General features: G+C 55.7%; 29 protein-coding genes. 17 read left to right on the plus strand and 12 right to left on the minus strand.

Features of this window, described 5'->3' with window-relative positions; all coding sequences use genetic code 11:
* Nucleotides 1-7: 7 nt before the first annotated feature.
* The 4 genes from pgeF to ABLQ08_RS08625 all read left to right on the plus strand — a co-directional run bounded on the left by pgeF (nucleotide 8) and on the right by ABLQ08_RS08625 (nucleotide 3,724).
* Entirely contained in the window at nucleotides 8-772 is a 765-nt protein-coding gene (gene pgeF, locus ABLQ08_RS08610) for a peptidoglycan editing factor PgeF (protein WP_352940775.1), read from the plus strand.
* A 9-nt stretch (nucleotides 773-781) separates the two neighbouring features.
* Nucleotides 782-1,939, plus strand: coding sequence for a M24 family metallopeptidase (locus tag ABLQ08_RS08615; protein ID WP_352940777.1), 1,158 nt, complete (start codon nucleotides 782-784; stop codon nucleotides 1,937-1,939).
* Between the two features lie 95 nt (nucleotides 1,940-2,034).
* Nucleotides 2,035-2,556, plus strand: coding sequence for a hypothetical protein (locus tag ABLQ08_RS08620; RefSeq protein WP_352940779.1), 522 nt, complete (start codon nucleotides 2,035-2,037; stop codon nucleotides 2,554-2,556).
* Nucleotides 2,557-2,791: 235 nt separating this feature from the next.
* Nucleotides 2,792-3,724, plus strand: coding sequence for a ribose-phosphate pyrophosphokinase (locus ABLQ08_RS08625; RefSeq protein ID WP_352940781.1), 933 nt, complete (start codon nucleotides 2,792-2,794; stop codon nucleotides 3,722-3,724).
* A gap of 52 nt (nucleotides 3,725-3,776) precedes the next feature.
* Here ABLQ08_RS08625 and ABLQ08_RS08630 read toward each other — a convergent pair whose 3' ends face one another.
* Nucleotides 3,777-4,535 carry a hypothetical protein gene (locus tag ABLQ08_RS08630; RefSeq protein WP_352940783.1) on the minus strand — a complete coding sequence of 253 codons (759 nt, stop codon included), beginning with the start codon at nucleotides 4,533-4,535 and terminating at the stop codon, nucleotides 3,777-3,779.
* An 88-nt stretch (nucleotides 4,536-4,623) separates the two neighbouring features.
* Between ABLQ08_RS08630 and ABLQ08_RS08635 the strand changes: the two genes are divergently transcribed.
* The 7 genes from ABLQ08_RS08635 to ABLQ08_RS08665 all read left to right on the plus strand — a co-directional run bounded on the left by ABLQ08_RS08635 (nucleotide 4,624) and on the right by ABLQ08_RS08665 (nucleotide 10,967).
* Nucleotides 4,624-5,172 carry a MarR family winged helix-turn-helix transcriptional regulator gene (locus ABLQ08_RS08635; protein WP_352940785.1) on the plus strand — a complete coding sequence of 183 codons (549 nt, stop codon included), beginning with the start codon at nucleotides 4,624-4,626 and terminating at the stop codon, nucleotides 5,170-5,172.
* 10 nt (nucleotides 5,173-5,182) lie between these two features.
* Entirely contained in the window at nucleotides 5,183-5,869 is a 687-nt protein-coding gene (locus ABLQ08_RS08640) for an MOSC domain-containing protein (protein ID WP_352940787.1), read from the plus strand.
* A 196-nt stretch (nucleotides 5,870-6,065) separates the two neighbouring features.
* Entirely contained in the window at nucleotides 6,066-6,695 is a 630-nt protein-coding gene (locus ABLQ08_RS08645) for a 50S ribosomal protein L25/general stress protein Ctc (RefSeq protein WP_352940789.1), read from the plus strand.
* A gap of 108 nt (nucleotides 6,696-6,803) precedes the next feature.
* Complete coding sequence (gene pth, locus ABLQ08_RS08650) at nucleotides 6,804-7,550, plus strand: aminoacyl-tRNA hydrolase (RefSeq protein WP_352940791.1); 747 nt, start codon at nucleotides 6,804-6,806, stop codon at nucleotides 7,548-7,550.
* Nucleotides 7,551-7,658: 108 nt separating this feature from the next.
* Nucleotides 7,659-8,759: a redox-regulated ATPase YchF gene (gene ychF, locus ABLQ08_RS08655; protein ID WP_352940793.1), complete on the plus strand. Its 1,101-nt coding sequence runs from the start codon at nucleotides 7,659-7,661 to the stop codon at nucleotides 8,757-8,759.
* Between the two features lie 74 nt (nucleotides 8,760-8,833).
* On the plus strand, nucleotides 8,834-9,502 hold the full coding sequence (pcp, locus tag ABLQ08_RS08660) for a pyroglutamyl-peptidase I (protein ID WP_352940795.1): 669 nt from the start codon (nucleotides 8,834-8,836) through the stop codon (nucleotides 9,500-9,502).
* A 508-nt stretch (nucleotides 9,503-10,010) separates the two neighbouring features.
* Nucleotides 10,011-10,967 (plus strand): phosphatase PAP2 family protein, encoded by a 957-nt coding sequence (locus ABLQ08_RS08665; protein ID WP_352940797.1) that lies wholly within the window; start codon nucleotides 10,011-10,013, stop codon nucleotides 10,965-10,967.
* A gap of 120 nt (nucleotides 10,968-11,087) precedes the next feature.
* On the opposite strand, the gene ABLQ08_RS08670 is transcribed toward ABLQ08_RS08665, so the two are convergent.
* The 5 genes from ABLQ08_RS08670 to ABLQ08_RS08690 all read right to left on the minus strand — a co-directional run bounded on the left by ABLQ08_RS08670 (nucleotide 11,088) and on the right by ABLQ08_RS08690 (nucleotide 15,232).
* On the minus strand, nucleotides 11,088-11,840 hold the full coding sequence (locus tag ABLQ08_RS08670; protein WP_352940798.1) for an ABC transporter permease: 753 nt from the start codon (nucleotides 11,838-11,840) through the stop codon (nucleotides 11,088-11,090).
* A 9-nt stretch (nucleotides 11,841-11,849) separates the two neighbouring features.
* Nucleotides 11,850-12,650 carry an ABC transporter ATP-binding protein gene (locus tag ABLQ08_RS08675; RefSeq protein WP_352940800.1) on the minus strand — a complete coding sequence of 267 codons (801 nt, stop codon included), beginning with the start codon at nucleotides 12,648-12,650 and terminating at the stop codon, nucleotides 11,850-11,852.
* The gene (locus tag ABLQ08_RS08680; protein ID WP_352940801.1) at nucleotides 12,637-13,398 is read right to left on the minus strand and encodes an ABC transporter permease; all 762 of its coding nucleotides are present in this window, start codon (nucleotides 13,396-13,398) and stop codon (nucleotides 12,637-12,639) included. The genes ABLQ08_RS08675 and ABLQ08_RS08680 overlap by 14 nt, the downstream gene beginning before the upstream one ends.
* A 72-nt stretch (nucleotides 13,399-13,470) precedes the next feature.
* Nucleotides 13,471-14,448: an ABC transporter substrate-binding protein gene (locus ABLQ08_RS08685; protein ID WP_352940802.1), complete on the minus strand. Its 978-nt coding sequence runs from the start codon at nucleotides 14,446-14,448 to the stop codon at nucleotides 13,471-13,473.
* Between the two features lie 94 nt (nucleotides 14,449-14,542).
* A complete protein-coding gene (locus ABLQ08_RS08690) occupies nucleotides 14,543-15,232 on the minus strand; it encodes a FadR/GntR family transcriptional regulator (RefSeq protein WP_352940804.1) in 690 nt (229 codons plus the stop codon).
* Nucleotides 15,233-15,425: 193 nt separating this feature from the next.
* Between ABLQ08_RS08690 and ABLQ08_RS08695 the strand changes: the two genes are divergently transcribed.
* From ABLQ08_RS08695 to ABLQ08_RS08705, 3 genes are all read left to right on the plus strand, one after another.
* Nucleotides 15,426-16,112 carry a fumarylacetoacetate hydrolase family protein gene (locus tag ABLQ08_RS08695; protein WP_352940806.1) on the plus strand — a complete coding sequence of 229 codons (687 nt, stop codon included), beginning with the start codon at nucleotides 15,426-15,428 and terminating at the stop codon, nucleotides 16,110-16,112.
* 296 nt (nucleotides 16,113-16,408) lie between these two features.
* A complete protein-coding gene (locus ABLQ08_RS08700; RefSeq protein ID WP_352940807.1) occupies nucleotides 16,409-16,741 on the plus strand; it encodes a hypothetical protein in 333 nt (110 codons plus the stop codon).
* A gap of 219 nt (nucleotides 16,742-16,960) precedes the next feature.
* Nucleotides 16,961-18,736, plus strand: a complete 1,776-nt coding sequence (locus ABLQ08_RS08705) for an SLC13 family permease (RefSeq protein WP_352940809.1) — start codon at nucleotides 16,961-16,963, stop codon at nucleotides 18,734-18,736.
* A gap of 4 nt (nucleotides 18,737-18,740) precedes the next feature.
* Here the strand turns inward: ABLQ08_RS08705 and ABLQ08_RS08710 are convergent, their stop codons facing one another.
* Complete coding sequence (locus tag ABLQ08_RS08710) at nucleotides 18,741-19,640, minus strand: AraC family transcriptional regulator (protein WP_352940811.1); 900 nt, start codon at nucleotides 19,638-19,640, stop codon at nucleotides 18,741-18,743.
* Between the two features lie 225 nt (nucleotides 19,641-19,865).
* On the opposite strand from ABLQ08_RS08710, the gene ABLQ08_RS08715 reads away from it, so the two are divergent.
* From ABLQ08_RS08715 to ABLQ08_RS08725, 3 genes are all read left to right on the plus strand, one after another.
* A complete protein-coding gene (locus tag ABLQ08_RS08715) occupies nucleotides 19,866-20,228 on the plus strand; it encodes a hypothetical protein (RefSeq protein WP_352940813.1) in 363 nt (120 codons plus the stop codon).
* A gap of 74 nt (nucleotides 20,229-20,302) precedes the next feature.
* Entirely contained in the window at nucleotides 20,303-20,761 is a 459-nt protein-coding gene (locus ABLQ08_RS08720; protein WP_352940815.1) for a MaoC family dehydratase, read from the plus strand.
* The gene (locus tag ABLQ08_RS08725; RefSeq protein ID WP_352940817.1) at nucleotides 20,758-21,237 is read left to right on the plus strand and encodes a MaoC family dehydratase; all 480 of its coding nucleotides are present in this window, start codon (nucleotides 20,758-20,760) and stop codon (nucleotides 21,235-21,237) included. Before ABLQ08_RS08720 ends, ABLQ08_RS08725 begins: the two co-directional genes overlap by 4 nt.
* A gap of 46 nt (nucleotides 21,238-21,283) precedes the next feature.
* Here ABLQ08_RS08725 and ABLQ08_RS08730 read toward each other — a convergent pair whose 3' ends face one another.
* The 5 genes from ABLQ08_RS08730 to ABLQ08_RS08750 all read right to left on the minus strand — a co-directional run bounded on the left by ABLQ08_RS08730 (nucleotide 21,284) and on the right by ABLQ08_RS08750 (nucleotide 24,972).
* Entirely contained in the window at nucleotides 21,284-21,763 is a 480-nt protein-coding gene (locus ABLQ08_RS08730; protein WP_352940819.1) for a GNAT family N-acetyltransferase, read from the minus strand.
* Nucleotides 21,764-21,774: 11 nt separating this feature from the next.
* Nucleotides 21,775-22,437 (minus strand): 5,6-dimethylbenzimidazole synthase, encoded by a 663-nt coding sequence (bluB, locus tag ABLQ08_RS08735; RefSeq protein WP_352940821.1) that lies wholly within the window; start codon nucleotides 22,435-22,437, stop codon nucleotides 21,775-21,777.
* A 6-nt stretch (nucleotides 22,438-22,443) separates the two neighbouring features.
* Nucleotides 22,444-22,992, minus strand: coding sequence for an adenine phosphoribosyltransferase (locus tag ABLQ08_RS08740; protein WP_352940823.1), 549 nt, complete (start codon nucleotides 22,990-22,992; stop codon nucleotides 22,444-22,446).
* A 129-nt stretch (nucleotides 22,993-23,121) separates the two neighbouring features.
* Nucleotides 23,122-24,003, minus strand: a complete 882-nt coding sequence (locus ABLQ08_RS08745; protein ID WP_352940825.1) for an S-methyl-5'-thioadenosine phosphorylase — start codon at nucleotides 24,001-24,003, stop codon at nucleotides 23,122-23,124.
* Between the two features lie 129 nt (nucleotides 24,004-24,132).
* Entirely contained in the window at nucleotides 24,133-24,972 is an 840-nt protein-coding gene (locus ABLQ08_RS08750) for a cytochrome c1 (protein WP_352940827.1), read from the minus strand.
* Nucleotides 24,973-24,982: the final 10 nt, after the last annotated feature.

Raw genomic sequence — 24,982 nt, forward strand, 5'->3', positions numbered from 1 at the left:
GACCGGTATGAAAATTGAAGCGGATGCACTGAAGCTCGACGGCATTCGACACGGCTTCTTCACCCGGCAGGGTGGTGTCTCTGGCGGCATCTATGAAAGCCTCAACATCGGACTAGGCTCCGACGACCATCGCGATATGGTGCTGGAAAACCGGGACCGGGTTGCCTCCGAGCTCGGCGTTGCTTCGGATATGCTTGTATCCCCCTATCAGATCCATTCGCCCGACGTGATCACGTTGAGCGGTCCGTGGGATGAAGACGCCGATCGGAAAGCCGATGCGCTGGCAACGAATACACCCGGGCTGGCGATCGGCGTTTCGACGGCAGATTGCGGACCGGTACTGTTTGCAGATCCCGAAGCCAGGGTTCTGGGTGCCGCCCATTCGGGATGGAAAGGCGCCATATCTGGCGTGCTGCAGAATACGGTTGCGGCCATGGAGGACCTTGGGGCCGACAAGGATTGCATCGTCGCGGTTCTCGGACCGACGATCTCCAGAACCGCCTATGAGGTCGGACCGGAATTTCACGAACGCTTTGCCGACGCAGATCCGGAAAACATCCGTTTCTTCGGCCCGTCCGAACGAGAAGAACACTACATGTTCGACTTGCCGGCCTTCATCACCGGCAAGCTTTCAGAGCTCGGCCTTGGCCGGGTAGTCAATCTGGGTATCTGCACCTATGCCGACGAAGGTAGGTTTTTTTCCTATCGGCGCACCACCCATCGCAATGAACCCGACTACGGACGCCAAATCAGCGCAATCGCACTAGACTAAGGACACCTCATGGCACTGCATTTTTCAGACGCTGAATTTGAAAGCCGCTTCGATAAGCTGAAGGCCGCCATGGAGGCGGAAAAACTGGATGCCATGCTCCTGTTCGCACAGGAGAGCATGTACTGGCTGACCGGATATGACACGTTCGGTTTTTGCTTCTTTCAGTGTCTCGTCGTGACCAAAGAAGGCGAAAAGGTCCTGCTGACCCGGTCCGCCGATCAACGTCAGGCCAAGCACACTTCCAACATCTCTGACATCCGGGTTTGGGTCGACAGAGGTTCGGCCAGCCCTGTTCTCCAGCTGAAGGAAATGCTCTTCGACATGGATCTTCTGGGCAAGAAGATCGGTATCGAATACGACACTCACGGCATGACTGGCAAAATCGGCCTGCAGATCAATGCCGAACTCACGACCTTTGCCGACATCAGTGACGCATCCCCGCTCATTCCGGCATTGCGAGCGGTCAAGAGCCCCGAAGAAATCGTCTACGTCCGCAAAGCGGCCGAACTGGCCGACAAGGCCTTTTATGCTGCGATGGACGAGATTGCCCCCGGAGCGGATGAAGGCCGCATTCTTGCGGCCATGCAGGGCGCGATTTTCGAAGGCGGCGGCGACTACCCCGGCAACGAGTTCATCATCGGCTCTGCCGAGGACGCGCTTTTGTGCCGCTACAAGGCAGGCCGCCGGACTTTGTCGGATCAGGATCAGATCACGCTGGAATGGGCGGGCGCCTACCGGCACTACCATGCCGCCTTGATGCGAACCGTTGTGGTTGGCGCTCCAAGCGACCGGCACCTGGATATGTATGCAGCCGCACGCGAAGCCCTTTCGGCCGTCGAAACCCAATTGGTTCCGGGCAAAACTTTCGGAGACATTTTCGACGCTCATGCCGAACGCGTGGATGCCCATGGCATGATGCAACACCGGTTGAACGCTTGCGGTTACTCACTGGGAGCACGCTTTACACCGAGCTGGATGGACACGCCCATGGCCTACAAGGCCAACCCGGCGGAAGTGAAGCCGAACATGGTGATCTTCATGCACATGATCCTCATGGATTCGATCACGGGAACCGCCATGACCCTCGGCCAGACTTATCTGACCACCGAGACCACACCGGAGTGCTTATCCAAGCTGCCTCTCGACCTGCCGGTCAAGTCAGGCTAAACCATGATCAACTTCGCGGACCGGCATCTTCTCCGGTATCCCTTCCAGCTGGTCCGCATCCGAGACGAATTTGACCACCAGAGCCAGGCATCTCCATGCTCCCCATTTCCAGCCAGACTAACTTTTCCATCCCGCGGATCATGGCGGGATTGCTGCTTGCAGGACTGCTAGCTGCCTGTCAGTCGTCGCCGCAACCGCCGAGTCCGATTGCAACAGCAGCGCCGACACCGTCAATTTCAGGTCAGGTGGATGAGGAGGAAGGCGTAACGTTCGCGTTCGAACCTTTCACCGGCGCCCCCGGCAATATTGCGGATGAGCTGTCTGAATTCATCGGAGCCGAGGCGCGCAAGCAAGGCATTACCCTTGTGCGGCGCGTCGGCGCCAGCGCCACTTATCGTGTGAACGGCTATCTTGCGGCCACCGGCCAGCCATCGAACGGGACCGTTTTCTATGTTTTCGACATCGTCGACAACTCGGGCCGGCGTTTGAAGCGAATCTCCGGAACCGAAACCACCGGCGGCGCCTCTGGTGATCCGTGGCGGTCCGTCAGCTCCGGTACATTGTCCCGAATCGCCAACCGATCAATGGTAGAAATCAAGGCTTGGCTCAACCGATAATGATCAGTTCGCCGGGTAACGACCGTTCTGCATCATAAAAAATCAAAAAAAGCGGGTTTCAAGGGCCAACCACTGTTGTGGTCCGGTTGGTTGATTGTTACAACGCCGCCGCCTGCCAAGGGTTTCTTCCAGAGGCCCTCGGCATCGGCACTTGAACGACCTAGGCCCTTTCCGCGTGTTTGCCCGGCCGTCCCAGCCAGCAAACCCGGCGTCGCACCAGAAGGACTTGCGGCTCATGAAGATCGTCGCGGGCAATTCCAACCGAGCCCTGGCAGAGGAAATTTCCAAGTATTTGGACGTACCTTTGGCCAAATGCCAGGTCCGGCGATTTGCCGACCAGGAAATCTTCGTAGAAATACAAGAAAACGTGCGTGGCGAAGATGTATTCGTCGTGCAGTCAACCAGCTATCCGGCCAATGATCACCTAATGGAACTGCTCATCATCATTGATGCGCTGCGCCGTTCCTCAGCTCGCCGCATCACTGCGGTGCTGCCTTATTTCGGCTATGCCCGTCAAGATCGACGCGCTTCCGGTCGAACGCCGATTTCGGCGAAGCTGGTAGCGAATCTGATCACCGAAGCCGGTGCGGACCGCATTCTGACCCTGGATCTCCATGCCGGACAGATCCAGGGTTTTTTCGATATCCCGACCGACAACCTGTTCGCGGCACCTGTCATGACCCGCGACATCAAGGAACGTTACGCCACTGACAATGTCATGGTTGTCTCTCCTGATGTCGGTGGCGTGGTGCGCGCCCGTGCGCTGGCCAAGCGCATTGAGGCTCCGCTTTCGATCGTCGACAAACGCCGCGACAAACCTGGGGAATCGGAAGTCATGAACATCATCGGTGATGTGGATGGCTACGATTGCATCCTGGTCGATGACATCGTCGACAGCGGCGGAACGCTTTGCAACGCAGCCGATGCACTGCTCTCACAAGGTGCCAAGTCCGTGACGGCCTACATCACACACGGAGTTCTCTCCGGCGGTGCGGTCGCCCGCGTAACTTCGTCGAAACTGAAGGAACTGGTAACCACCAATTCCATCGAACCGACGGCAGCCATTACGGCGGCAGCCAATATCCGGACTGTTTCCATCGCTCCGCTTATCGGTGAAGCCATCAATCGGACGGCCCTGGAAAAGTCGGTTTCCAGCCTGTTCAACTGATAAGGCCTGCAAGCCTGAGAAAAGCGCCGGAGATACCGGCGCTTTTTTTGTTTCAGTCCAGTTTTCCGGGAAGGCTCAGATCGCCGGAAGCAACATCGAAGACATCCACGACACAGAGCAACGGTTCATGGACGCTCTGATTGACGCGTAATGCCGAGGTCACCCCGTCATAGGAGAGACCTTCAACCGCGCCCGGATCACTGAAAGCGACATTGATGACGATTTCCCGATCATCCAGAACCGGAGAAAAACCCGGACTGTCGATATAGATCGGTAAACCAGGCCAGGTAGCCGGCATTTTCGGCGAAGTCCCTTCTGGTATGTCCTGAACGGAAAGCGCACCGTCACCGCAGTCTTCATTGGGGGTTAGGACAACCCAGTGAGAGTGCCATTTGGCGCCGTCGTTTGCCACGTCACCATCACCATCCTCGTCGAACAGAGGTGTATCGTCGAAATCCGGATGGCTTGTCGCCGCAAGGGCGAGAATGCCCTTGCCTCCTTCAAAACCAACCAATTCTGGGTTCAGGGATGTCGGCCAGACATAGGAATGGACCGGCGCTCCGGCCAGCGTACCTTCCGCTCGTGGAACAGACCCTCCGGCCGTTCCTTTCAAGGTCATGTGAAACGTCACGATCCTGCCCTTGCGATGCACATGCGCGGCAAGAATATCGTAGTTCCGCTCGATCTCCGCATTTTCCGGCGACACAACCGCCCCTTCCTGATTGATTGCGTGTGAACCGTGACCGCCTCCCGCAAGAGCGGCGGTCGTCAGACCTGTGGTCAAGAGGCCTGCAAAGATAGATTTCAGCATTGATGGAACTCCTGTGTGAGAACGCCATTACTAATAGTAGCGAGTCGAAACTATTGCAAGATTAATTTCGACTCGCTACATATTGACCATGACAGCATTCTCGCAGACACGGGTCATTCAGGACCTTATCGACCGTTTGACCCGCCTGAACGCGGCTGAAGAATGGAATGGTCCGCTGAATCCATCGCAATTCGCAGCGTTGAGCTACTTGTCACGTGCAAACAGGTTTTCTCGTGCGCCATCCCATGTGGCGGACTATCTGGCCACGACCCGGGGCACGGCTTCCCAGACCTTGAAAGCTCTTTCCCGCAAGGAACTGATCAAAGAGACCCGTTCAGACACGGACAAGCGCAGCATCCGCTACGACATCACGTCTGAAGGCAATGATATTCTGAAAACCACCTCCGGCCTTTCCGGAGTGATCGAAACCCTTGATCAGGAAACATCCCAGACGCTCGCCGATTCCCTGAAAACTCTGGTTCTTGCCATGTTGCAGCATCGCGGGGGCCGTTCATTCGGCGTCTGCAAGACCTGCAGGCATCATCAGAAAACCGATACAGGCGGATATTGCCAGCTTCTGGAAGTACCGCTTTCCGGCAGCGATGCCGGTCAGATCTGCCACGAACATGCACTTTAGGAATTTCAGAATGACTCAATCCGCACACATACTCGGCCTCTTTGTCGGCGAACCCGAACATCGTTGGGAAGGGAAGGAGCCGTCAGCTATTCGCAAGTCGCGCGCAGACGGCCGACTTGAGGTGACCAGAACCGGGATTGCGGGTGACAAGCAAGCGGATCTGGCGGTTCACGGCGGACCGGAAAAGGCGCTGCACATCTATCCTTCGGAGCATTACGCAACCTGGCGCAAGGACTTTCCGGAAACCGATACAACCTACATATCCGGCGGCTTTGGCGAAAACATCTCAAGCCAAGGTTTCACCGAAGAGGACCTCTGCATTGGTGACATCTTTTCCGTCGGATCGGTGCAGCTACAGATCTCCCAGGGGCGCCAACCCTGTTGGAAACTGAATTTCCACACCGGTAACCCTGGTCAGGCAGCGGCGTTTCAAAAGACGGGCAAGACGGGCTGGTATTTCAGGGTTCTGAAAACGGGAACCATGGAAGCGGGTGACTTGATTTCATTGATCGACCGCCCCTGCCCGGACTGGAACCTGCGTGAAGTCATTCTGGCTCGCTTCAATCCGAGGCTGGATCCGGCAACCGCCATTGCCTTGTCCGAACTCGATGAACTCGCAGAACCCTGGCGTGCATCCTTTGCCAAGAAGGCGAACGCAGGATATAGGGAAGACACATCCAGGCGCCTCAAAGGCTGACACAGCGCGACTGGCGAGGACAGTTTTGTTCCGGCAGGAAATGTGAGCTCTTGCATCCGGTGCGCTTTTCCGCTATACGCGCGCTCGCGCCTGCACCCCTGGAGGAGGCGCTTCTGGATCGATCCCGGACAGCTGAAGTCTTTACCTAGGCACGGTGGTTCGCCGGTCCGTTACCATATATTCAAGGAGTTCTGCCATGGCTGCCAGCTATGAGCTGAAGGCGTCGGCACGGGACCGCGTTGGCAAGGGGGCTGCACGGGCACTGCGTCGCGAAGGCCTTCTTCCTGCCGTGATCTACGGCGACAAAAAACCGGCCCTGCCGATCACCATTCCGGTGAAGGAAACCACCATGACCCTTCACAAGGGTGGTTTCACCGCACAGATCGGCGTAATCGACGTCGACGGCGAAAAGCATCAGGTTATTGCGAAGGACTATCAGCTGCACCCGGTGCGCGACGACGTCCTGCACGTTGACTTCCTGCGTGTTGCCAAGGGTGCGACCCTCACGGTCGAAATCCCGGTCCACTTCCTCAACGAAGAAGACTGCCCGGGGCTCAAGAAGGGCGGCGTTCTGAACATCGTTCGCCACACTGTTGAGATGACCGTACCGGCCGACAGCATTCCGGAAGCACTCGAGCTTGACCTGATTGAAGCTCAGCCTGGCGACAGCCTGCATATTTCCGCAGTCAAGCTGCCGGAAGGCTGCCAGCCGACGATCACCGATCGCGACTTCACCATCGCTACGATCGCTGCTCCGGCCGGAATGCAGGAAGCTGACGAAGAAGCTGCTGAAGAAGGCGAAGAAGAAGAAGCGGCAAGCGAATAATCTTCTGTTTCATTCGAAGCTTTTGCAGGAGGCGGATCCCGCCTCCTGTTCCCAAGCAGCCGAAAGCGGCTGCTTTTTCATTTCAAGAAGTCTCTTGAGAGGCACGTGATGAAACTGATCGTTGGACTTGGCAATCCCGGTTCCAGATACGAAGGCAACCGCCACAACATCGGCTTCATGGCCGTCGACGAGATTCATCGCCGCCATTCCACCTTTCAACCTTGGCGCGCCCGCTTTCAGGGCCAGGTATCAGAAGGCCGTCTTGGTTCCGAGAAGGTCCTGCTTCTCAAGCCATCTACTTATATGAACGAGTCCGGACGCTCGGTTGGCGAAGCCATGCGCTTTTACAAGATCGAGCCGGAAGACATCGTCGTTCTGTATGATGAGCTCGACCTGCCCCCGGCCAAGTTCCGCATGAAAAAGGGCGGCGGCCACGGTGGACACAATGGTCTTCGCTCAATCACCGCTCATATCGGAGCGGACTATCGCCGCCTGCGACTTGGCATCGGTCATCCCGGCGACAAGAAACTGGTTTCCAACTATGTCCTCGGAGACTTCGCAAAAGCCGATCGCGATTGGCTCGAGCCGCTGCTGACGGAAGTTGCCGACCACGCGGACCTGCTTGCAGAGGGCAAGGACAGCCAGTTTGCCAACAAGCTGACACTCATCCTCGAGCCGGAAAAGTCTCAGCGGAAGAACAAGGCACCAAACGGCGAAGGCGGCGCACCAAAGCATCAAAAGGCCAAAGGTCAAAGTCACATTCGTCAGGCGCGGCAACAAGCACCTGCCAATCTGCCCAAGTCGGGGCCCATGGCTGAGATGCTGAAAAAGCTTCTGGGCGGCAGGAAAGACTGACTTTGTCGCCGCTCCTTTCCAGGCAAGGACCCAAACCCTTGACCTGCCGACCATGCTCAGGCATGTAGCCCGGCAACAGTTTCAGACACAAACCGAAAGCGAACTCCCATGGGTTTTCAGTGCGGCATTGTCGGGCTGCCGAATGTCGGCAAGTCCACGCTTTTCAACGCGCTCACCAAGACCGCGGCGGCGCAGGCCGCCAACTATCCCTTCTGCACGATTGAGCCGAATACGGGCGAGGTGGCGGTTCCGGATCCAAGACTTTACGCCATTCGCAATGTGGCCCAATCGAAAGAGGTCATTCCAACCAGGATCACCTTCGTAGATATCGCGGGCCTCGTTCGCGGCGCCTCCAAGGGAGAAGGTCTCGGCAACCAGTTCCTGGCCAATATCCGCGAAGTCGACGCCATTGCCCACGTGCTGCGCTGCTTTGAAGATGACGACATTACCCATGTGGACGGTAACATCGACCCGTTGGCGGATGCCGAAACGGTCGAAACCGAACTCATGGTCGCCGACATGGAAAGCCTGGAGCGCCGCATCGCTCCATTGAAGAAAAAGGCAACGACAGGCGACAAGGAAGCAAAGGCCGTTCTACCGATCATGGAAGCAGCACTCGCTCTGCTCCAGGATGGCAAACCTGCCCGCATGCTTGAGACTGCGGACGCAGAAGAGGCAAAGATGCTCAAGGGTCTCAACCTCCTGACTTCCAAGCCGGTTCTCTACGTCTGCAACGTGGATGAAGCATCCGCAGCAGAAGGCAACTCACTTTCGCAGAAAGTTGCAGAACGGGCCAAGGAAGAAGGTGCATCATCCGTTGTCATCTCTGCCGCCATTGAGGCGGAAATTTCTCAGCTCGATAGCGAAGAGCAGGCCGAGTTCCTGGAAACCATCGGCCTGGAAGAGCCCGGACTCGACCGTCTCATCCGCGCCGGCTACGAGCTTCTGGATCTGATCACCTATTTCACCGCCGGGCCCAAAGAAACCCGGGCCTGGACGATCACCCAGGGGACCAAGGCACCGGGGGCGGCCGGAGTCATCCACACCGACTTTGAACGCGGCTTCATTCGCGCGCAGACCATCGCGTATGACGATTACGTCTCTCTGGGCGGCGAGAATGCCGCCAAGGAAGCCGGCAAGGCTCGCGATGAAGGCAAGGAATATATCGTCAAGGATGGCGACGTCTTGCTGTTCAAATTCAACACCTAGGTGATTTTGACCGCTTTCCCTTGTTCCGGTTGCGAACTAACCTTCGCGCCGGGACATGAAGGGAGAGCGGTCCAATGAAATCCGTTTTGCTGACCGGCTTCGAAGCCTTTGGCAACACTCCGGTGAATCCGGCCGAGCACGTTGCAAGGCATCTCGATGGCGAACTCATCGAAGGCGTGAAGGTCGTGTCACGGATCATACCGAACAGCTTTTTCGTCTGCATCGATGCGGTCAGGGAAGCCTTGAGCGAGACCGGCTCGGGTGCTGCCATAATGATGGGCGAATATGGTGGTCGCGCAACGATTACGGTCGAACGCATCGCCCAGAACTTCAACGATTCCACCCGTTACGAACTGAAGGACAACGCCGGTGTGTCCCTGCAGGGCCAACCGACCGCTCCCGACGGTCCGCTTGCCTATCAGAGCACCTTGCCCATACGCGCCATGGTGAAGGCCATGCGCGATGGCGGCATTCCCGCGGACATTTCCGATGCGGCCGGCACGTTCTGCTGCAATCATCTGTTTTACGGCATCCAGCATCATCTCGCTGTGATAAAGAGCAAGGTACGAGCCGGTTGCGTACACCTCCCCCACCTTCCTGAAGTCGCCGCTCTGGAGGACAATCTTGGTGCACCCAGCATGTCTGTTGAAACGGCAGCCGAAGGAATGCGTCTGGCGATCGCGGAAGTCATCAAGCACCCGCAGGATATCGATTTGCCAATTTCCGGCCGCCTGCAGATCTGATTATTTGCAGGGAATTTCCCAGGGCAGAGCGACAGACAAAAAAGAAGCTGACCAACGCACAGTGGCGATATGATGACAGCTATCTGCCTTGTGATGGACCACTGTATTCATCCAATCGACAGCGCGAAGTCCGTCATTTGGACTGGATCAGTATCTGCTGGTTGTTATTCGAACCTCTATTCAACGGCTGAAGCGGTTCATGCACGCGAAAGCACCCATTTTATCAATCACTGCAATACGTTTCTTCCGTTGCGGTCGCTCAAAAGCACTCGGCTCCAGTCATTCAAACAAGCGCCTCAAATCGGGATAAGAAATATTTATTATTTATTCACAAACATTAAGTAAATTAACAAAACCGCAAGTTACCCAAAAGAAATAAGATGAACCTACCTCAAATTGGGCTCGGAATTTGTATCAACTCACGTAATGCATGAATTAATACATTACCATCTACAACGTTTACTACTTACTCAAATCATACAACAGGCATCGTGACAAAGATCCAAGAATGAATAGAAATTACCACATAAAAGAAAGAATAAATCTTCAGATTTCTGTAATTTCCATCTGGATCTTTATATATATTCTCAGCACCTTCTCGAGACTGGAAATAAATTTCCAATCATTTTCATATATATTCTACATATCAGCATCATTTTACGCCATAGCTCTGCTGATGATTTTAATAAAGGACAAATATGTAGCTCCGATTGCCGAAATCTTGGGAGCAGGATTTGCAGTGCTGGTTCCGGCGTTAATCGCGACTTATTTGGCATACTCACTCGATTTTCCACTCGCCGATAGGCAGTTGGTGGAAATGGATCGGGCGTTGGGATTTGACTGGATTGCATTTATTCGATTTGTGGACAGTTCGCACTGGCTCTCCATATACCTTGAACTTGCCTACGCATCCCTAAAGGTTCAGCTGGTTTTTGTGCCCGTTCTGTTATGCTGTATTGGGCAAGTGCCACGCGCCATTGCATACATATTCGGCTATGCTTTGATGATACTTGTTGCAAGTACCCTCGCCATTCCATTTCCGGCATTGGGAACCTACAGCTATTATGATTTTGACGTAACGACGCTACAGAACATCGACGCAAAATTCGGCTACCATTTTTTGGATGCATTCAATGCGCTGCGAAACGATCCTTCATTCATCTTGTCAGGAGACGACGTCGTCGGAATTGTGACTTTCCCATCCGTTCATGCCGGAATGGGCTTTTTTACGATCTGGGCTTTGTGGCGGACAAGTTGGATTAAATGGCCTGCATTGGTTTTAAACCTGTCGATGGCAATGTCTGCGGTCTCCCATGCCAATCACTATCTGGTAGATGTGATGGCTGGATTGGGCATTGCAGTTCTTGTCGCTCTGACGGGAAGTTATGTCTTCCTGGGCTTTGGACCTAAGAAGTTGTCTTACAGAACAAGTGAAGTCCTGACCAGGAACAGTCGAGCGAGTTAACTCGCAAAGGCAGATGTTCTCCCCCTAGGATCAGACTTGCCGGTCTCCGGCCGCCTGCAGATCTGAACGTCAAGAAAAAAGCCCGGAGATACCTCCGGGCCAGTTTTCGTCATCTGAAACTCAGCGCTTGGCTGCATAGTAGGAAACGCGACGTTCCAGATAGGCGAGAAACTCCGAAACCGTGAAAGCCAGTGCGAAGAGCACCAGCAGAACAGCCCAGAAATGCGCCATCAGAAAGTTGTTGGCGTAAAGCTCGAACAAGGCCCCGAAGCCGACAATCGAGATCAGAAGCTGACCGATAATCACACCTTTCACGGCTCGGATCACACCGATACGCACCCCGCCAAGAATTTCCGGCAAGGCCGCCCAGAAATAGATCTTGTAAAACGCCTGGAACGGGTTGGCCCCGTAACATCGGGCCATTTCGACCAGGGACCGGTTGATCTGCAACACCCCTGCGCGCGCATTCAGAATGATGATCCAGATCGCAAACAGCGTCGTGGTGATGATGATCGACTTCATCCCGAACCCGAAAAGCACCATCAACACAGGAACGAGCGCTGTCAGCGGCGCGCTCAGGAACACGTTGACCCAGGGCAGCAAAAGCTCATCCACCAGCCGGTTCTTACCCATCAGAATGCCGACCGGTATTCCGATGATGACGGCGAAGAAAACGCCGGCCGCGAAAGCATAGGCCGTTTCGGACAATGCCTTCAGAAACGGTGCGGTACCAATGACCGCATAGAGGGTCACGAAGACCTCTGAAAGCGGCGGCACGAAGAAGGTCAGGTCCAGGCGGCCAACAATCTCCCACAGAAGTCCCCACAGGATGAGGGACGACATGGCCGGCAGACGGACACCAGATATTGTCATGACGCCCCCCTATTCCACGTAGCTTCGCAGCGAAGCCCAGATCCGGTCGACGATATCCAGGTATTCAGGATCCCGGCGGATGTTGTCGGTGTTCTTGTTGCGAAGCCCTGCCGGGCGGATGATTTCCGAAACCCGGCTCGGGCGCGGCAACAGGATTGCAATCTGGTCGGATACATAGACCGCCTCCTCGATCGAATGGGTCACGAAGATGAAAGTCTTGTTCTCGTTCTGAACGAGGTTCAGGAGATCTTCCTGGAACTTGCGCCGGGTTTGCTCATCGACCGCAGAAAAAGGCTCGTCCATCAGCAGCACGTCCGCATCGACGGACAATGCACGGGCAAGGCCTACGCGCTGTCGCATGCCGCCAGAAAGCTGATGGGGAAAGCTTTTTTCAAATCCGGAAAGGCCGACTTCCGCAATGTATTTCTCAGCGATGGCTTCACGTTCGGACTTTGCGACGCCGCGAAGTTCAAGCCCGAATGCCACGTTGCGCAGAACGTTGGCCCAAGGCAGCAGCGCAAAATCCTGAAAGACGAACGCGCGGTCGGGCCCCGGCCCCGTAACGGGCCTGCCATTGACTTCGATTTCGCCCGCCGTCGGCTCAAGCAGACCGGCGATGATTTTCAACAACGTTGTCTTACCGCATCCCGAAGGCCCCAAAAGTGAGGTCAGCTGCCCACGTGGAAACTCCAGCGTGAGGTTCTTGAGCGCTTCCACGGTGCCGTAGGTCTTCGATACGCCCCGGGCGACAACGGCGTTGTCGTTTCCAGGTCCCACGACGGCATCAACGACTTCCTTAATCTGAGGCATAACCACGGACATTTCCTTCAAAGAGGTAGACTTCCAGCCGCTCCAACAGATTGAGGAACAGGACAGCAAGAAGGATGATTGAGAAGATCGCGGCATACATGGCGGGGTAATCCGCGATCGAGCGGCTATAGGTGATGATGTCACCGACACCTGTCGGCGTGATCTTGAGTTCGGCCAGCACGGCACCGATGAACCCGGCTGAAATGCCGAGACGCAAACCACTGAAGATCACCGGCGACGCTGCCGGAATGACGATCTTCAGGATGATTTCGGTATCCGATGCCAGAAAGGACCGGCCCATTTCCTTGATCGAAGATGGCGTATTGCGGACGGCACCGGCGGTATTGAGCACAATTACCGGCATTGCCATGATGCAGACTACGAAGACCTTGGACGTCAAGCCGATGCCGTAGGCCATGACCAGCAACGGTATCAAGGCAGCCAGCGGTGCCGCCTGCATGACGATGAAGATCGGTGAGAACAGCCAGTCAAATTTTTCGCTCAAACCAATCCATAGTCCAAGCGCAATTCCGAACGCGGCAGAGATCGCCACGCCGACCACCAGTGGCCGAAGCGTTTCGACATAAGCCTGGAAGAGCGTACCGTCACCAGCCATGCGGACAAGTGCCGACATTGATTCAACGAATGTCGGAAAGGCGTAGCTGACCGGGATCATACCCGCGACCTGCCAGGCCCCGAACAGGAGCACTGCGGAGAGAATTTTCAACCAGAACGAACGGTTTTTCATAAGCCGGGGTCCTTTGTGTGACAGGAACCGGAATCGGCTGCCGGAAACTCCCGGCAGCCATGGGAACCGGACTTACTGCGTCGCTGCGTCCAGCGGTGCGAGATACCAGAAATCCTCGATGTTCAAGGATGCTGGATCTCCTTCCAGCTGACCGGCATTCGAGTACCACTCAATGTCCGCAAGCGCGGCCTTGCGGCCTCCACCGTTGGGATCGTAAAGCCCGCCGGCGACAGCATCGGTGTAGAAGGCATCCAGGTTACCGAGAATTTCCGGTGGCAGTTGCCCGATAGGGCCGTCCGGGTCGGTTTCCCTGGAGATGATCGTCGGGTCTTCGGCCATGTCCTGCCAGACGCCGACCAGAGCGTTGACGAATATCTCGACATCCTTCTCGTTGTTCTTGATCCAATCAAGATTTGCGAACAGGGCCTCATCACTGGCATCGACTTCGAACATCGGCAGAACATTGAACTTGTCACCTGCGATCTTCATGACCTTGTTCTTGTTGGACAGGTCAATGATCGTCGCATCTGTCTGCCCTGCCATAAGGGCGGCGACACGGTTCGACGATCCGGGCACGTAGGAACGGTCTCCGAACTTGATGTTCAACTTGTCCTCGATCACGTTGGCGATGGAGTCCGTTCCTCCGCCGCGCGAATGCAGCATGATCGGTTCGCCGTTGAGGTCTTCCAGTTTACTGTATTTCTGTGAAGTCACCGGGAAAAACTTCAACTTCGAAAGCTGGAACACGATGCGGATGGGAGCCTTTGAGCGTTGCATCGCGGCATACGGCGTTCCAAAACCGATATCCATTTGCCCGCTCAACACGGCCTGGATCGCAAGCTCCTCGTCAGAGAATGCCGTCCATTCGTATTCCAGACCATTGGCCTTCGCCCGATCCAGCGCGACAAAGAATGCAGCCAGTTCATCAGATGGCGTCTCTGCCAGCGCGATCTTGATTTTGCCGGCGGCTTCTGCAGCACCTGCCATGAGACCAACGGCGAGCGGAACAACGGCGACCGCCGTCCCCAGTTTGCGCAATATAGACTTCATCGTTCTCCTCCCTGAATGTGGACCTTCTGGTCCTCTGTCTTTCAGATCAGGTCGCGGCTTTTGGGCTCTCTTGACCCGCTGAATGCTGCTCTCCCTAAACCTCTCCGAACAATCGTGCTGATACGGAGCTGATGTGCTGCCACATCGCATCATGGGCAGCCTTGGGATCCCGATCCTCGATCGCCGCACAAATGCGATCGTGCTCGGCAAAACTGGTGTGATTTTCCGGCGGGCGTTCCGTCTCTCGAATAACGGTGCTCACGGCCACAGCCCTGCGCACCTTGTTCAGCTGATCGAACAGCGCGATCAGCAGAATATTGTCCGTGGCTTCGGCAATGGCGTAATGAAACTGGTCGTCCTGGGTTTCATAGTCGTTCCAATTGGAAGCCTGCCTTGCCCGCTCCTTCACCTGCTTGATTTTCATGACGGCCTGGCGCGATGCGTTGATCGCTGCTTCACGCGCGATGACAGCCTCGATGCATTGCCGTGCCCGCATCATCTTGACCGGCGTGATCTGATGGCCGATTTCCGATAGCTTGCCGATATCGATCTGATCCTCATGTCCGGCGATGAAGGTGCCCTTGCCGACATGTCTCCAGATCACCCCTTCGCGCTCGAGTGAATCCAGGGCCTTGCGCAAGGAATTGCGCGTCATGCCCAGCTGCCCGATCAGCTCTCGTTCTGCCGGCAGGCGATCGCCAGGAGCGTAGGATTTTTCGGCGATGAAGTCTTTCAACAGGCTGACAGCGCCGGTTCGGTCTGCGGTCTCGGAATGGTTCAGCACAAGCGCCTCTCTTCATCACAAACGCGTGAACATCTTTCATATTGATCAACCAATTTGCGATCAATACCCTAATTAATCTCGAATCAATCCCATTTTGCAAGAAAAAATCGACAAATCAAAAAATTGGTTGAGATTGATATGAAATTGGTTAGGGTCTTTTGCGATGAATTTCCAGAAAAGGCAGAGGGAGCGCATGTCTGAATTTGTTATCGAGTTGCCACAGCTTGCAACGCTGCCGGTCAGAGGCACGGACAGCCTTTTTCCGGTTCGCCGGGTCTATTGCATAGGACGGAATTATGCAGCTCATGCCGTTGAAATGGGTCATGACCCGGACAAGGAACCACCCTTCTTTTTTCAGAAAAATCCCAACAACCTCAATATCTCGGGCGAATTCCCCTACCCGCCGAAATCAGATGATGTGCACCATGAAATCGAGTTGGCTGTTGCCCTGAAGTCCGGTGGCCGCAACATCCCGGTGGATAGTGCATTGGATCACGTCTTCGGCTACGGGATTTCGCTTGATATGACACGCCGTGACCTGCAGGGCCAGGCCAAGAAGATGGGGCGCCCCTGGGAAATCGGTAAGGCATTTGAGGCCTCAGCCCCGATCACACCGCTGGTTCCGGCTGCCGAGTGCGGCCATCCGGACAACGGCGCGATCATATTGAAAGTCAACGATGATGTTCGTCAGCAGGGCGATCTCAACCAGATGATCTGGAAGGTTCCGGAGATGATTTCCTACCTGTCGGATTATTTCGAACTGGCCGCCGGAGACGTTATCCTGACCGGTACGCCTGCCGGTGTCGGCCCGATCAGGCGCGGTGACAGGATGGAAGCGATGGTCGACGGATTGCCCTCCCTGGCTGTGACCGTCACTTGACCAGGAGGCCAATCGCCCAAAACAAAACCCCGCTGGGTTTCCAACGGGGTCTTTCCTCAACTGCGGTCCAGTCCCATCATCATCAGTGGATTTGGGCTTTGGTGGTCTTTCCACTTACGGCTTCTCTTCAAGCCGATCCGTGAACTCCAACTTGTTTTCGGAGCGCCATATTCCCGCAGCAGATGGTTCATTTCGTAGTACGAACGATTGTTGAATTCCATTGGTCTCACTCCCTTTCTTTCGCAACGGCTTCAAAGCCTTGCTGCTGATTAGAATGTAGGGAGTACACATGTCCGGTGTCTGACCGGAAAATTACAAATACGACACACCCCGCCAGGCCAATGGATCTAAAGGGGAATTTTTTTGGGCAGCCTGGTGCCCATGACAACCAACAGTCAATTCGTCAACCTGTGGATTGGAAATCACATCTCACAAATCTTGCAGGCGGCCATCAGGCCGACTGCTGGTGTGGCAACAACTTTCAAAAGGTCAAAAAAAATCCCGCTGGAATTCCAGCGGGGTTTTGGTTAGCTGCGATCCAGCCCCATCATCGTAAGAGGGTTCGGGCCTTGATGATCTTTCCATTTGTTTTTGTGTTTACCGAAGCCAAACAACGAGCTCAAACTTGAGCTCCGTGCGTTCCTTGCACGCACCATGATGTCGACTTGGTCTGCTACTCCTTTTCTGCTTCTCATTTTTTCTCTCCCTTTCATCGCAGCGGCTTCATTGCCTTGCTGCTGACTAGAATATGGAGAGCGCACATGTCCGATGAGTGGCCTTGAGATTACGTTTTGGTCATGTTCATCTGGCAAGGTCCTGCCAATGGAAGACCAAAGGGCCTGCCTTACGTGACCAGTGATCAAGTTGAACTTTTCGCCCTGTTTGCCGTCGTCTTCGCGCTGTTGGTCTGGGGCCGCATACGCTTTGATCTCGTTGCCTTTTCCGCACTCATTCTCGGTGCATTCCTGGGGCTGGTGCCCTCCGATCAGATCTTTTCCGGCTTCGGCCATCCTGCCGTCATCATTATTGCGCTGGTTCTGATCGTCTCCAGGGGACTGATGAACTCGGGCGCGGTCGAACTGATCGCCATGCACCTCCTGTCAGCATCGCGCGGACTGTCCGGACATATCGGCCTCATGGCGGTCGTTGGTGCCGGTCTCTCCGGGATCATCAACAATGTCGCCGCCCTGGCCCTACTGATGCCGCTTGATCTGGAAGCGGCCAGAAAAGCCGACCGGTCACCGGGGCTCTCACTGATGCCTCTCTCCTTCGCGACGATCCTCGGGGGCATGATCACTCTGATCGGCACCCCACCGAACATCGTGATCGCCGAATACCGTTCCGACGCACTCGGCAGCCCGTTTTCCATGTTCGATTTCGCACCCGTCGGACTGACCGTTGCCGTGTTCGGCATCGCCTTTGTCGCGGTATTCGGTTGGCGCTTGTTGCCGTCTCATTTCCGAGAAAAGCCGAAACAGGAAGGCTTTGCCGAAAGCCTTTATTCGGCTGAACTGAAAGTCGGCAAGGTCTCCGAAGACAAACCCCTGTCGGTCGGCGACCTTTATCCCATTGCCGAAGACAAGGATGTTGCCATCATTGGCCTCATCCGTAACGGTCGCCGCATCAGGGGTTTTGCCCGCCGTGAACCCATCAAGACGGACGACTATCTGGTCGTGGAGGGTGACCCCAAGGCCATAGAGAGCTTTATGGGAGCAGCCAAACTGGAATTTGCCGGCTCCGAAAAGCACAAGGGGGGCCTCGTCGGCTCTGCCCTATCGCTCGTTGAAGCGATAGTTCCGGACAGCTCGCGTATCACCGGACAATCCGCGTTCAACATGCGGCTTCTTTACGGGCACAGTGTCACACTGCTCGGAATTTCACGTCAGGGCCGGCGCATCCAGAAGCGCGTGCGCCACGAAACCATTCGTCCCGGAGACGTCCTCCTCCTTCTCGGCAAGTCCGAGCGCCTGGAAAGCGCCTGCAACTGGCTGGGTGTCCTGCCCTTGGAAGGAAGGCAGACCGGCCTTATCCAACGCAACAAGGCATGGCTGGCAATCGCCGGTTTCATTCTGGCAATTGCCGCGGCAGTTGCAGGCATTGCGTACCTGCCCGTCGCTCTGGCGGCCTGCGTTGTCCTTTATGCAGCCAGCGGGCTGATCAGTGGAACGGAGGTCTACAGCTCTGTCGAGTGGAAAGTGATCGTATTGCTCGGCTCATTGATCCCGCTCGGACAGGCATTCGAAAGCGCCGGAAACGCCCAATTGATTGCCGACGGCATCATCACTCTGACATCAGGTGCCCCGGCGTGGGTCACGCTCTCGGTTCTGATGATCGTCACCATGACCCTGTCGGACTTCCTGAACAACGTCGCGACATGCCTGATAGCGGCACCGATATCGGTTCAGATTGCCAACTCACTGGGCGTTAACCCGGACCCATTTCTGATGGCAGTCGCCGTGGCGGCCTCTTGTGCTTTCCTGACCCCGATCGGTCACAAGAACAACACCATCATCATGGGTCCGGGTGGATACAGGTTTGGAGACTATTGGCGGATTGGCTTGCCACTCGAGCTGCTTGTGCTCGCTGTCTCCATTCCCGCCATCCTCGTCTTCTGGCCTCTTTGATCGGTCAGGAGACAGGCTTCAACGGCAGGCAGATATCCGTCAGCAAGTCTGCCGGGGCCGTTTCTCGCGGGTTGTTGAGATAGATTTCCATGCACGGGGCATCTGCCGGTTCGCGTCCGGACTGGGTCAGCCATTCCCCGTAGAGCCACTCATAGGCCCATTTCATGTCTGCGTAAGGGCCCTTGTAGTGAAGAACGGCATAGTCTCCGCCCCTCACCTCCACCTGTTCCAGCGGCGCTTCGGCAGGCAGGCTGTCCGACACCGCGACACCTGCAGCCGACTGAAGCTCATTCTCCGGCACATGCGTCGGATCTGAAAAATACAGTGCCTTCATCGCGCCGACCTGCCCCATGAGGTTCCGACTCGCGAGAATTCCGATCAGGTTCTCGAATGCCTTGCCGATTTCCATATACGGACCTTTGTGGCGCAGCACGGCCAGGTGCTCGGACGGCAGGGATTTGATTTCAACTTCATGCATCAGGGAATGTCCTTTCGACTGGGGAACCGGCGCCCCGCCATGTGCAGGCTGAACGCGCGCCTGCACTCCGGCGGAACGATAGGAGGAAGGAGAATTGCCATAGGCCTGCTTGAAACTGCGGCTGAAGGCTTCCTGGCTGCCATAACCGGCCCGTTTGGCAACGGCAGCAATCGGTGCATCCGTATAAGAAAGATCCGCTGCTGCCCGGTGAAGACGTAGGCGCTTCACCGTCGCAACAATCGATTCGCCATAGGTTGATTGCCACACTCTGTGCCAATGCCATGGCGAAAGGGCTGCAATTTCCGCAAGCGTTGCCAGATCCGGGTCCTGGTCCAGATTGGCATAGATGTATTCGATCACCCGGCTGAAGCGCCGGATGTAACCGTTATCCTTCGGCGAGATCGCCTGTTTTTCATGTTGCGTCATTGCAAATGCCCTTGCTCGATTGAGGTGACCCTAGCACCGGCCAATCTGATAAATCTTGCTGAGTTGAAGGTCCGTTCGCAGCAAAGGTATCCGGTTCGGAGTATCATTGCCTCCGTGAACCTGATGCCAGACGGCTCGCACGAAAAAAGATTTTACTTCTCTCTGCCTGACCGATAGCGTCTGCCCCGAATATTCCCAATCACGGGACAGACAGAGGAAATTTCCATGACATTCATAAAGGTCATCGGCTGTACAGCCATGATTCTTGCAAGCGTGACCTCCGCAATTGCGCAAGGCACTGGATCTGAAGGCATCTTCCAGATTTACAACAACACCAACAGCAACGTCGTTGTGGGTTTCTACACGAATGACGGCAGCGGCTGGAGCGACAACTGGCTGTCCGAATTTCTGGACCCGGGTGAAAGTGCACAGGCAGAATTCACGGCCGAAAGCGGCAGTTGCGAACAGACCTTTCAGGTCGGCTGGCTCGGAGAAGACGACGAAGAGATCCTCGACGATCCGATCGACATCGATATCTGCTCGGCCAGCAATGTCTATCTGGACGACAACGAAATCTACTACGACTGATCGGTCCGTTAGCAACATGTGAGACATGCAAACCTGCCAAACTTGCATGTCTTCAACAAACACCGTCTCCCTTCATGCCAGATCTCTTACATTTTGAAGACTTTGCGCCCGGACAGAGTTACGACCTCGGCTCGGTTCAGGTCAGCAAAGAAGACATTATCGAGTTTGCCAGCGAGTTCGACCCGCAGGATTTCCACTTGAACGAGGATGCGGGAAGGAACTCCATGCTGGGAGGCCTGGCCGCATCCGGTTGGCATACGGCGTCCCTCGTCATGCGCCTGCTTGCAACCGGCCTCCTGAACAAAAGCACCGGTCGGGGCTCACCCGGCATCAGTAAACTGAAATGGCAGAAACCGGTCTCGCCGGGAGACATTCTGACCGCAGTTGCCGAAGTTCTGGAGACCAAGGATCTGCGCTCCAAGCCCGACCTGGGATTGGTCTTTGTTCGCGTGACTGCCACCAATCAGTCTGGCACCCAGGTAATTCTTTGGGAAAACCCGATCCTCTTTCAGAAACGGCAAGCAGACCAATGACCCAGTTCTTCGAACAGATTTCCATCGGAGAAAAGCTGGAACTCGGGCGGCACACGTTTTCCAGCGAAGAGATCATCCGTTTTGCCGAAAAATACGACCCGCAGCCATTTCACCTGAGTGAGGAAGAAGCCGCCAGAACCCACTTCGGCCGGCTGTGTGCCTCCGGGTGGCACACGTCCGCTGTCTTCATGAAGCTGTTTGTCGCCAAGTCAGACGCCTTGCATCGGCAGGCGATTGAAGAAGGCAGGACCCCGGCCCGCTACGGCCCGTCTCCCGGCTTTGAAGACCTGAAATGGATCAAACCGGTCTATGCCGGGGACACATTGCATTACACCCGTGTCGTGACAGGAAAAACGGAAAGCCGCAGCCGCCCGCAATGGGGGCTGCTTCATTCCGACATGCTGGCGCATAATCAGGATGAAAAGCTCGTTTTCTCCTTCAAGGCCACGGTTTTCGTGGAAAGATTGCCTCGCTGAACAGAGCTGTGATCAGTTCGGCGGGCAAGAGGCGGGATTGCCTGTGCTACAGCGCGCGGGCAAACAGGATTTCGTCGCGGATCTCGATACCATAATCGCCGCGTAGCGGAATTCCCGGCTTCTGTTCTCTTTCCCGGTCAATCACACCCTGCCCTATACGCTCGAACCGGAAACCCCGACGCTGGTAAAAGCGGAATGCATCCAGATTGTCGTTGGAGGTCCGAACCGTCAGCCGCTTTATGTTGTTGGCGCGAGCCTCTGTCACAACGGCATCAAGCAACTGGCTGCCGACGCCACCCCAGCGGTTGATGGAATCGAGAGTCAGGATTTCCCATTCGCCGTCGGTCTTGATCAATGTGACGAGGCCGACGAGATCGTCGCCGTCATAGGCGACATAACCCGGCAGGCGCGATGCGTCATACATCTTGCCACCCAGCATGATGTCCGGCGCCGTCCAGCGCTCCGTCAGAAGCTGATGCACGGCTGCATGGTCTTTATCTTCGGTAGGGCGGATAATCACAGGCATAAAGGATGCTCCTATCGTCGGAATAACCGCGTCTCCAAGGGACTGCGCGATTGCCAGCGCGCGCGTTCCAATTCCGGGTCGATGTGTTCTTCTTCAGGAAAACCAACGCATAGATAAGCCACAAGCCGCCAGCTGGCGTCAACCTGTAGTACCTTTGCAACCACTTCCGGATCCAGGATCGACACCCAGCCGACACCAATGCCCTCAGCCCTGGCGGCCAGCCAGAATGTGTGAACCATGCTGACTGTCGAATAGGCAAGAGTTTCGTGCATGGTCAAGCGGCCAAGGCCATAACCCTGCTCCGGATCATCATCGCTGAAGATTGCCAGGTGAACAGGAGCCTCTTTCAGCCCCGCGAGTTTCAACTGCCGGTAAAGCTGTGCCTTGTCGTCATCGTAGTGCTTTGCAGCTTCTTCATTTTCAGCTTCAAACGAGGCGATAACTTCTGCCCGGTTTTCTGGTGCTTCAACAACGACGATGCGCCACGGCTGGCTGTTGCCCACAGATGGCGCAAGGTCAGCCAGATGTAACAGATGCTCCAGAGCACCTTCCGGCAACGGATCTGACTTGAACCGGCGCACATCGCGGCGCCATTTCAGCAGGGTCTCGAAGTCCTTTTGAAACTGCCTGGAAAATTCCGGTCTGCTGACGTCGACGTTGGCTCCTCCCACCATGTCAGGTCAGTGTCCCGGGAATTCCACCAGGGTGCGAACGGGAACGTTCAGCGCTTCAAGCTTCTTGCGCCCGCCAAGATCCGGAAGGTCGACAATAAAGCAAGCTGCTTCAATATTTGCCCCCATGGACCGCAGCAGCTTGCACGCCGCCTCGGCAGTTCCACCCGTCGCAATCAGATCATCCACGAGAATGACCCGGTCGCCGGGCTGAATCGCGTCCTTGTGCATTTCCATTTCATCGAGGCCGTATTCGAGCGAATAGGCGACCCGAACCGTTTCATGCGGCAGTTTGCCTTTCTTGCGGATCGGTACGAAACCGGCGGAAAGCTGGTGGGCAACGGCACCGCCCAGGATAAAGCCTCTTGCCTCGATACCGGCGATCTGGTCGACCTTGGACCCGGCCCACGGCTGCACCAGTGCATCGACCGCGCGCCGGAACGCCCTGGCATTGCCGAGAAGCGTTGTGATGTCGCGAAACAGGATTCCCTCTTGAGGATAGTCCTTGATCGTACGGATCGCGCTGATCAATTCATCCTGGATCGTCTGGTCGGTCATCGAGTTCTCTTTCTTTGGATGATCGTTCCGGCATAGGCCCCGACCGACGCTTATATCAAGTTTGATATGCCGGTCGAAGCGAATTCGTCAGTGTCCGACGAATGTTTAAGAACAGAAAAAGGCTAGGTTTCAGGAGGTCTTGTTCAAAACGCGGCCAGCGACCGCATCGAGTTTTGCAACCAGAGCCGGATCGCGCTTTTCAGGTGCCGTCATCATGGCAAATTCGAGCGCCGTGTCCGACCCGGCAGGACAGGACTGATGCGCACGCGGGAAGTCTTTTGCAACCCGGGCAACGAGTTTCTGGGCGTTTTCAGCGTTGTCCTTCAGAACCTTGATGATCGACTGGATATCGACCTCGCCATGATCGGGGTGCCAGCTGTCATAGTCGGTAACCATGGCAACCGTCGCGTAGCAGATTTCAGCTTCACGGGCGAGCTTGGCCTCCGGCATGTTGGTCATGCCGATCACATCGCAATTCCAGGACCTGTAGAGATTGCTTTCTGCGAGCGAGGAGAATTGCGGACCTTCCATCGCCAGATAGGTTCCGCCTTTGTTGCAGCGCAGACCTTCCGCCTCAGCAGCCGCCGCTACGGCATCCACCAATTTCGGGCTGACCGGTGTCGCCATGGAAACATGCGCCACGCATCCGGTGCCGAAGAAACTCTTCTCCCGCGCAAACGTCCGGTCGATAAACTGGTCGACCAGAACGAACATACCCGGAGCGTGCTCTTCCTTGAGGGAGCCACAGGCTGAGACAGACAGGAGATCTGTCACACCGCAACGTTTCATGACGTCTATGTTGGCGCGGTAGTTGATGGTCGTGGGTGAATGAACGTGGCCGCGGCCATGGCGCGGCAGGAACACGACCTTAAGACCGTCGATGGTCCCGATGCGCACCTGATCGGACGGCTCGCCCCACGGGCTCTCCACAGTAACCCACTCGGAATTCTCCAGTCCGGGCAGATCATAAATGCCGGATCCACCAGTGATGCCCAATACTGCGTCTGCCATAGCCGGATCTCCAGGATAAGCTTTCAAAATCGACATGCTGATTAGCAAGCGGCTGGCGTGTTGAACAGACCTGAAAACAAAAAAAGGCGGGCTTGAAGCCCGCCTTTCGCGTCCCTCTCGAAGAGAGAATCAATGTTCGACGTTCCGCCACAACTTCTTTTTGGTGAAGTACAGCAGGGCAGCAAAGAAAATCAGGAATACCATGACACGGAAACCGATTTTCTTACGCTCTTCCAAGTGCGGTTCTGCAGCCCACATCATGAACGCGGATACGTCCTGTGAGTACTGGTCCACTGTCATCGGCGTACCGTCAGTGTACTCAACCAGTTCGTCGGAAAGCGGGGGCGCCATGGAAATGAACTGACCCGCCAGGAAGGAGTGGTTGTAGTACTGGCCCGGCGGAACTTCGATACCTTCCGGGTCTTCTTCATACCCAGTCAGCAGCGAGTAGATATAGTCCGGACCATTTTCCTGATACTGCGTGAAAATGTCGAAGACGAACCACGGGAAACCGCGCTCTGCAGCACGGGCCTTTGCCAACAGCGAGAAATCCGGCGGATATGCACCACCGTTTGCCGCACGAGCAGCCTGCTCGTTCGGGAACGGTGACGGGAAGCGATCCGCAAGAATTGCAGCACGCTCATACATTTCGCCATCGTCATTCGGACCGTCAATGACGGTGTATTCAGACGCGATCTGTTTTGCAGCTTCTTCACTGAAGCTCGGGCCGCCGTTTTCAGCGAGGTTACGGAACGCAACAAGACGCAACCCGTGACAAGCCTGACAGACTTCCTGGTAGACCTTGAAGCCGCGCTGCAGCTGTGCCCGCTCGAACACGCCGAACGGACCGGCAAAAGACCATTGTTGGCGGTCGATGTGAACTTCGCCACCGGCAGAGAGTGCCGGGGTCGCGATGGCAATGGCTGCCACCGCTACGAAGGAACGAACCATTTTGATCATGGTGCTCATTGTCTCAATT

The sequence above is a fragment of the Roseibium sp. SCP14 genome, assembly GCF_040329475.1.
Taxonomy (GTDB): domain Bacteria; phylum Pseudomonadota; class Alphaproteobacteria; order Rhizobiales; family Stappiaceae; genus Roseibium.

Coding starts and splice junctions, on each gene's coding strand:
- pgeF (WP_352940775.1), top strand. CDS start 8: ATGAAAATTGAAGCGGATGCACTGAAGCTCGACGGCATTCGACACGGC.
- ABLQ08_RS08615 (WP_352940777.1), top strand. CDS start 782: ATGGCACTGCATTTTTCAGACGCTGAATTTGAAAGCCGCTTCGATAAG.
- ABLQ08_RS08620 (WP_352940779.1), top strand. CDS start 2,035: ATGCTCCCCATTTCCAGCCAGACTAACTTTTCCATCCCGCGGATCATG.
- ABLQ08_RS08625 (WP_352940781.1), top strand. CDS start 2,792: ATGAAGATCGTCGCGGGCAATTCCAACCGAGCCCTGGCAGAGGAAATT.
- ABLQ08_RS08630 (WP_352940783.1), bottom strand. CDS start 4,535: ATGCTGAAATCTATCTTTGCAGGCCTCTTGACCACAGGTCTGACGACC.
- ABLQ08_RS08635 (WP_352940785.1), top strand. CDS start 4,624: ATGACAGCATTCTCGCAGACACGGGTCATTCAGGACCTTATCGACCGT.
- ABLQ08_RS08640 (WP_352940787.1), top strand. CDS start 5,183: ATGACTCAATCCGCACACATACTCGGCCTCTTTGTCGGCGAACCCGAA.
- ABLQ08_RS08645 (WP_352940789.1), top strand. CDS start 6,066: ATGGCTGCCAGCTATGAGCTGAAGGCGTCGGCACGGGACCGCGTTGGC.
- pth (WP_352940791.1), top strand. CDS start 6,804: ATGAAACTGATCGTTGGACTTGGCAATCCCGGTTCCAGATACGAAGGC.
- ychF (WP_352940793.1), top strand. CDS start 7,659: ATGGGTTTTCAGTGCGGCATTGTCGGGCTGCCGAATGTCGGCAAGTCC.
- pcp (WP_352940795.1), top strand. CDS start 8,834: ATGAAATCCGTTTTGCTGACCGGCTTCGAAGCCTTTGGCAACACTCCG.
- ABLQ08_RS08665 (WP_352940797.1), top strand. CDS start 10,011: ATGAATAGAAATTACCACATAAAAGAAAGAATAAATCTTCAGATTTCT.
- ABLQ08_RS08670 (WP_352940798.1), bottom strand. CDS start 11,840: ATGACAATATCTGGTGTCCGTCTGCCGGCCATGTCGTCCCTCATCCTG.
- ABLQ08_RS08675 (WP_352940800.1), bottom strand. CDS start 12,650: ATGCCTCAGATTAAGGAAGTCGTTGATGCCGTCGTGGGACCTGGAAAC.
- ABLQ08_RS08680 (WP_352940801.1), bottom strand. CDS start 13,398: ATGAAAAACCGTTCGTTCTGGTTGAAAATTCTCTCCGCAGTGCTCCTG.
- ABLQ08_RS08685 (WP_352940802.1), bottom strand. CDS start 14,448: ATGAAGTCTATATTGCGCAAACTGGGGACGGCGGTCGCCGTTGTTCCG.
- ABLQ08_RS08695 (WP_352940806.1), top strand. CDS start 15,426: ATGTCTGAATTTGTTATCGAGTTGCCACAGCTTGCAACGCTGCCGGTC.
- ABLQ08_RS08710 (WP_352940811.1), bottom strand. CDS start 19,640: ATGACGCAACATGAAAAACAGGCGATCTCGCCGAAGGATAACGGTTAC.
- ABLQ08_RS08715 (WP_352940813.1), top strand. CDS start 19,866: ATGACATTCATAAAGGTCATCGGCTGTACAGCCATGATTCTTGCAAGC.
- ABLQ08_RS08720 (WP_352940815.1), top strand. CDS start 20,303: ATGCCAGATCTCTTACATTTTGAAGACTTTGCGCCCGGACAGAGTTAC.
- ABLQ08_RS08725 (WP_352940817.1), top strand. CDS start 20,758: ATGACCCAGTTCTTCGAACAGATTTCCATCGGAGAAAAGCTGGAACTC.
- ABLQ08_RS08730 (WP_352940819.1), bottom strand. CDS start 21,763: ATGCCTGTGATTATCCGCCCTACCGAAGATAAAGACCATGCAGCCGTG.
- bluB (WP_352940821.1), bottom strand. CDS start 22,437: ATGGTGGGAGGAGCCAACGTCGACGTCAGCAGACCGGAATTTTCCAGG.
- ABLQ08_RS08740 (WP_352940823.1), bottom strand. CDS start 22,992: ATGACCGACCAGACGATCCAGGATGAATTGATCAGCGCGATCCGTACG.
- ABLQ08_RS08745 (WP_352940825.1), bottom strand. CDS start 24,003: ATGGCAGACGCAGTATTGGGCATCACTGGTGGATCCGGCATTTATGAT.
- ABLQ08_RS08750 (WP_352940827.1), bottom strand. CDS start 24,972: ATGAGCACCATGATCAAAATGGTTCGTTCCTTCGTAGCGGTGGCAGCC.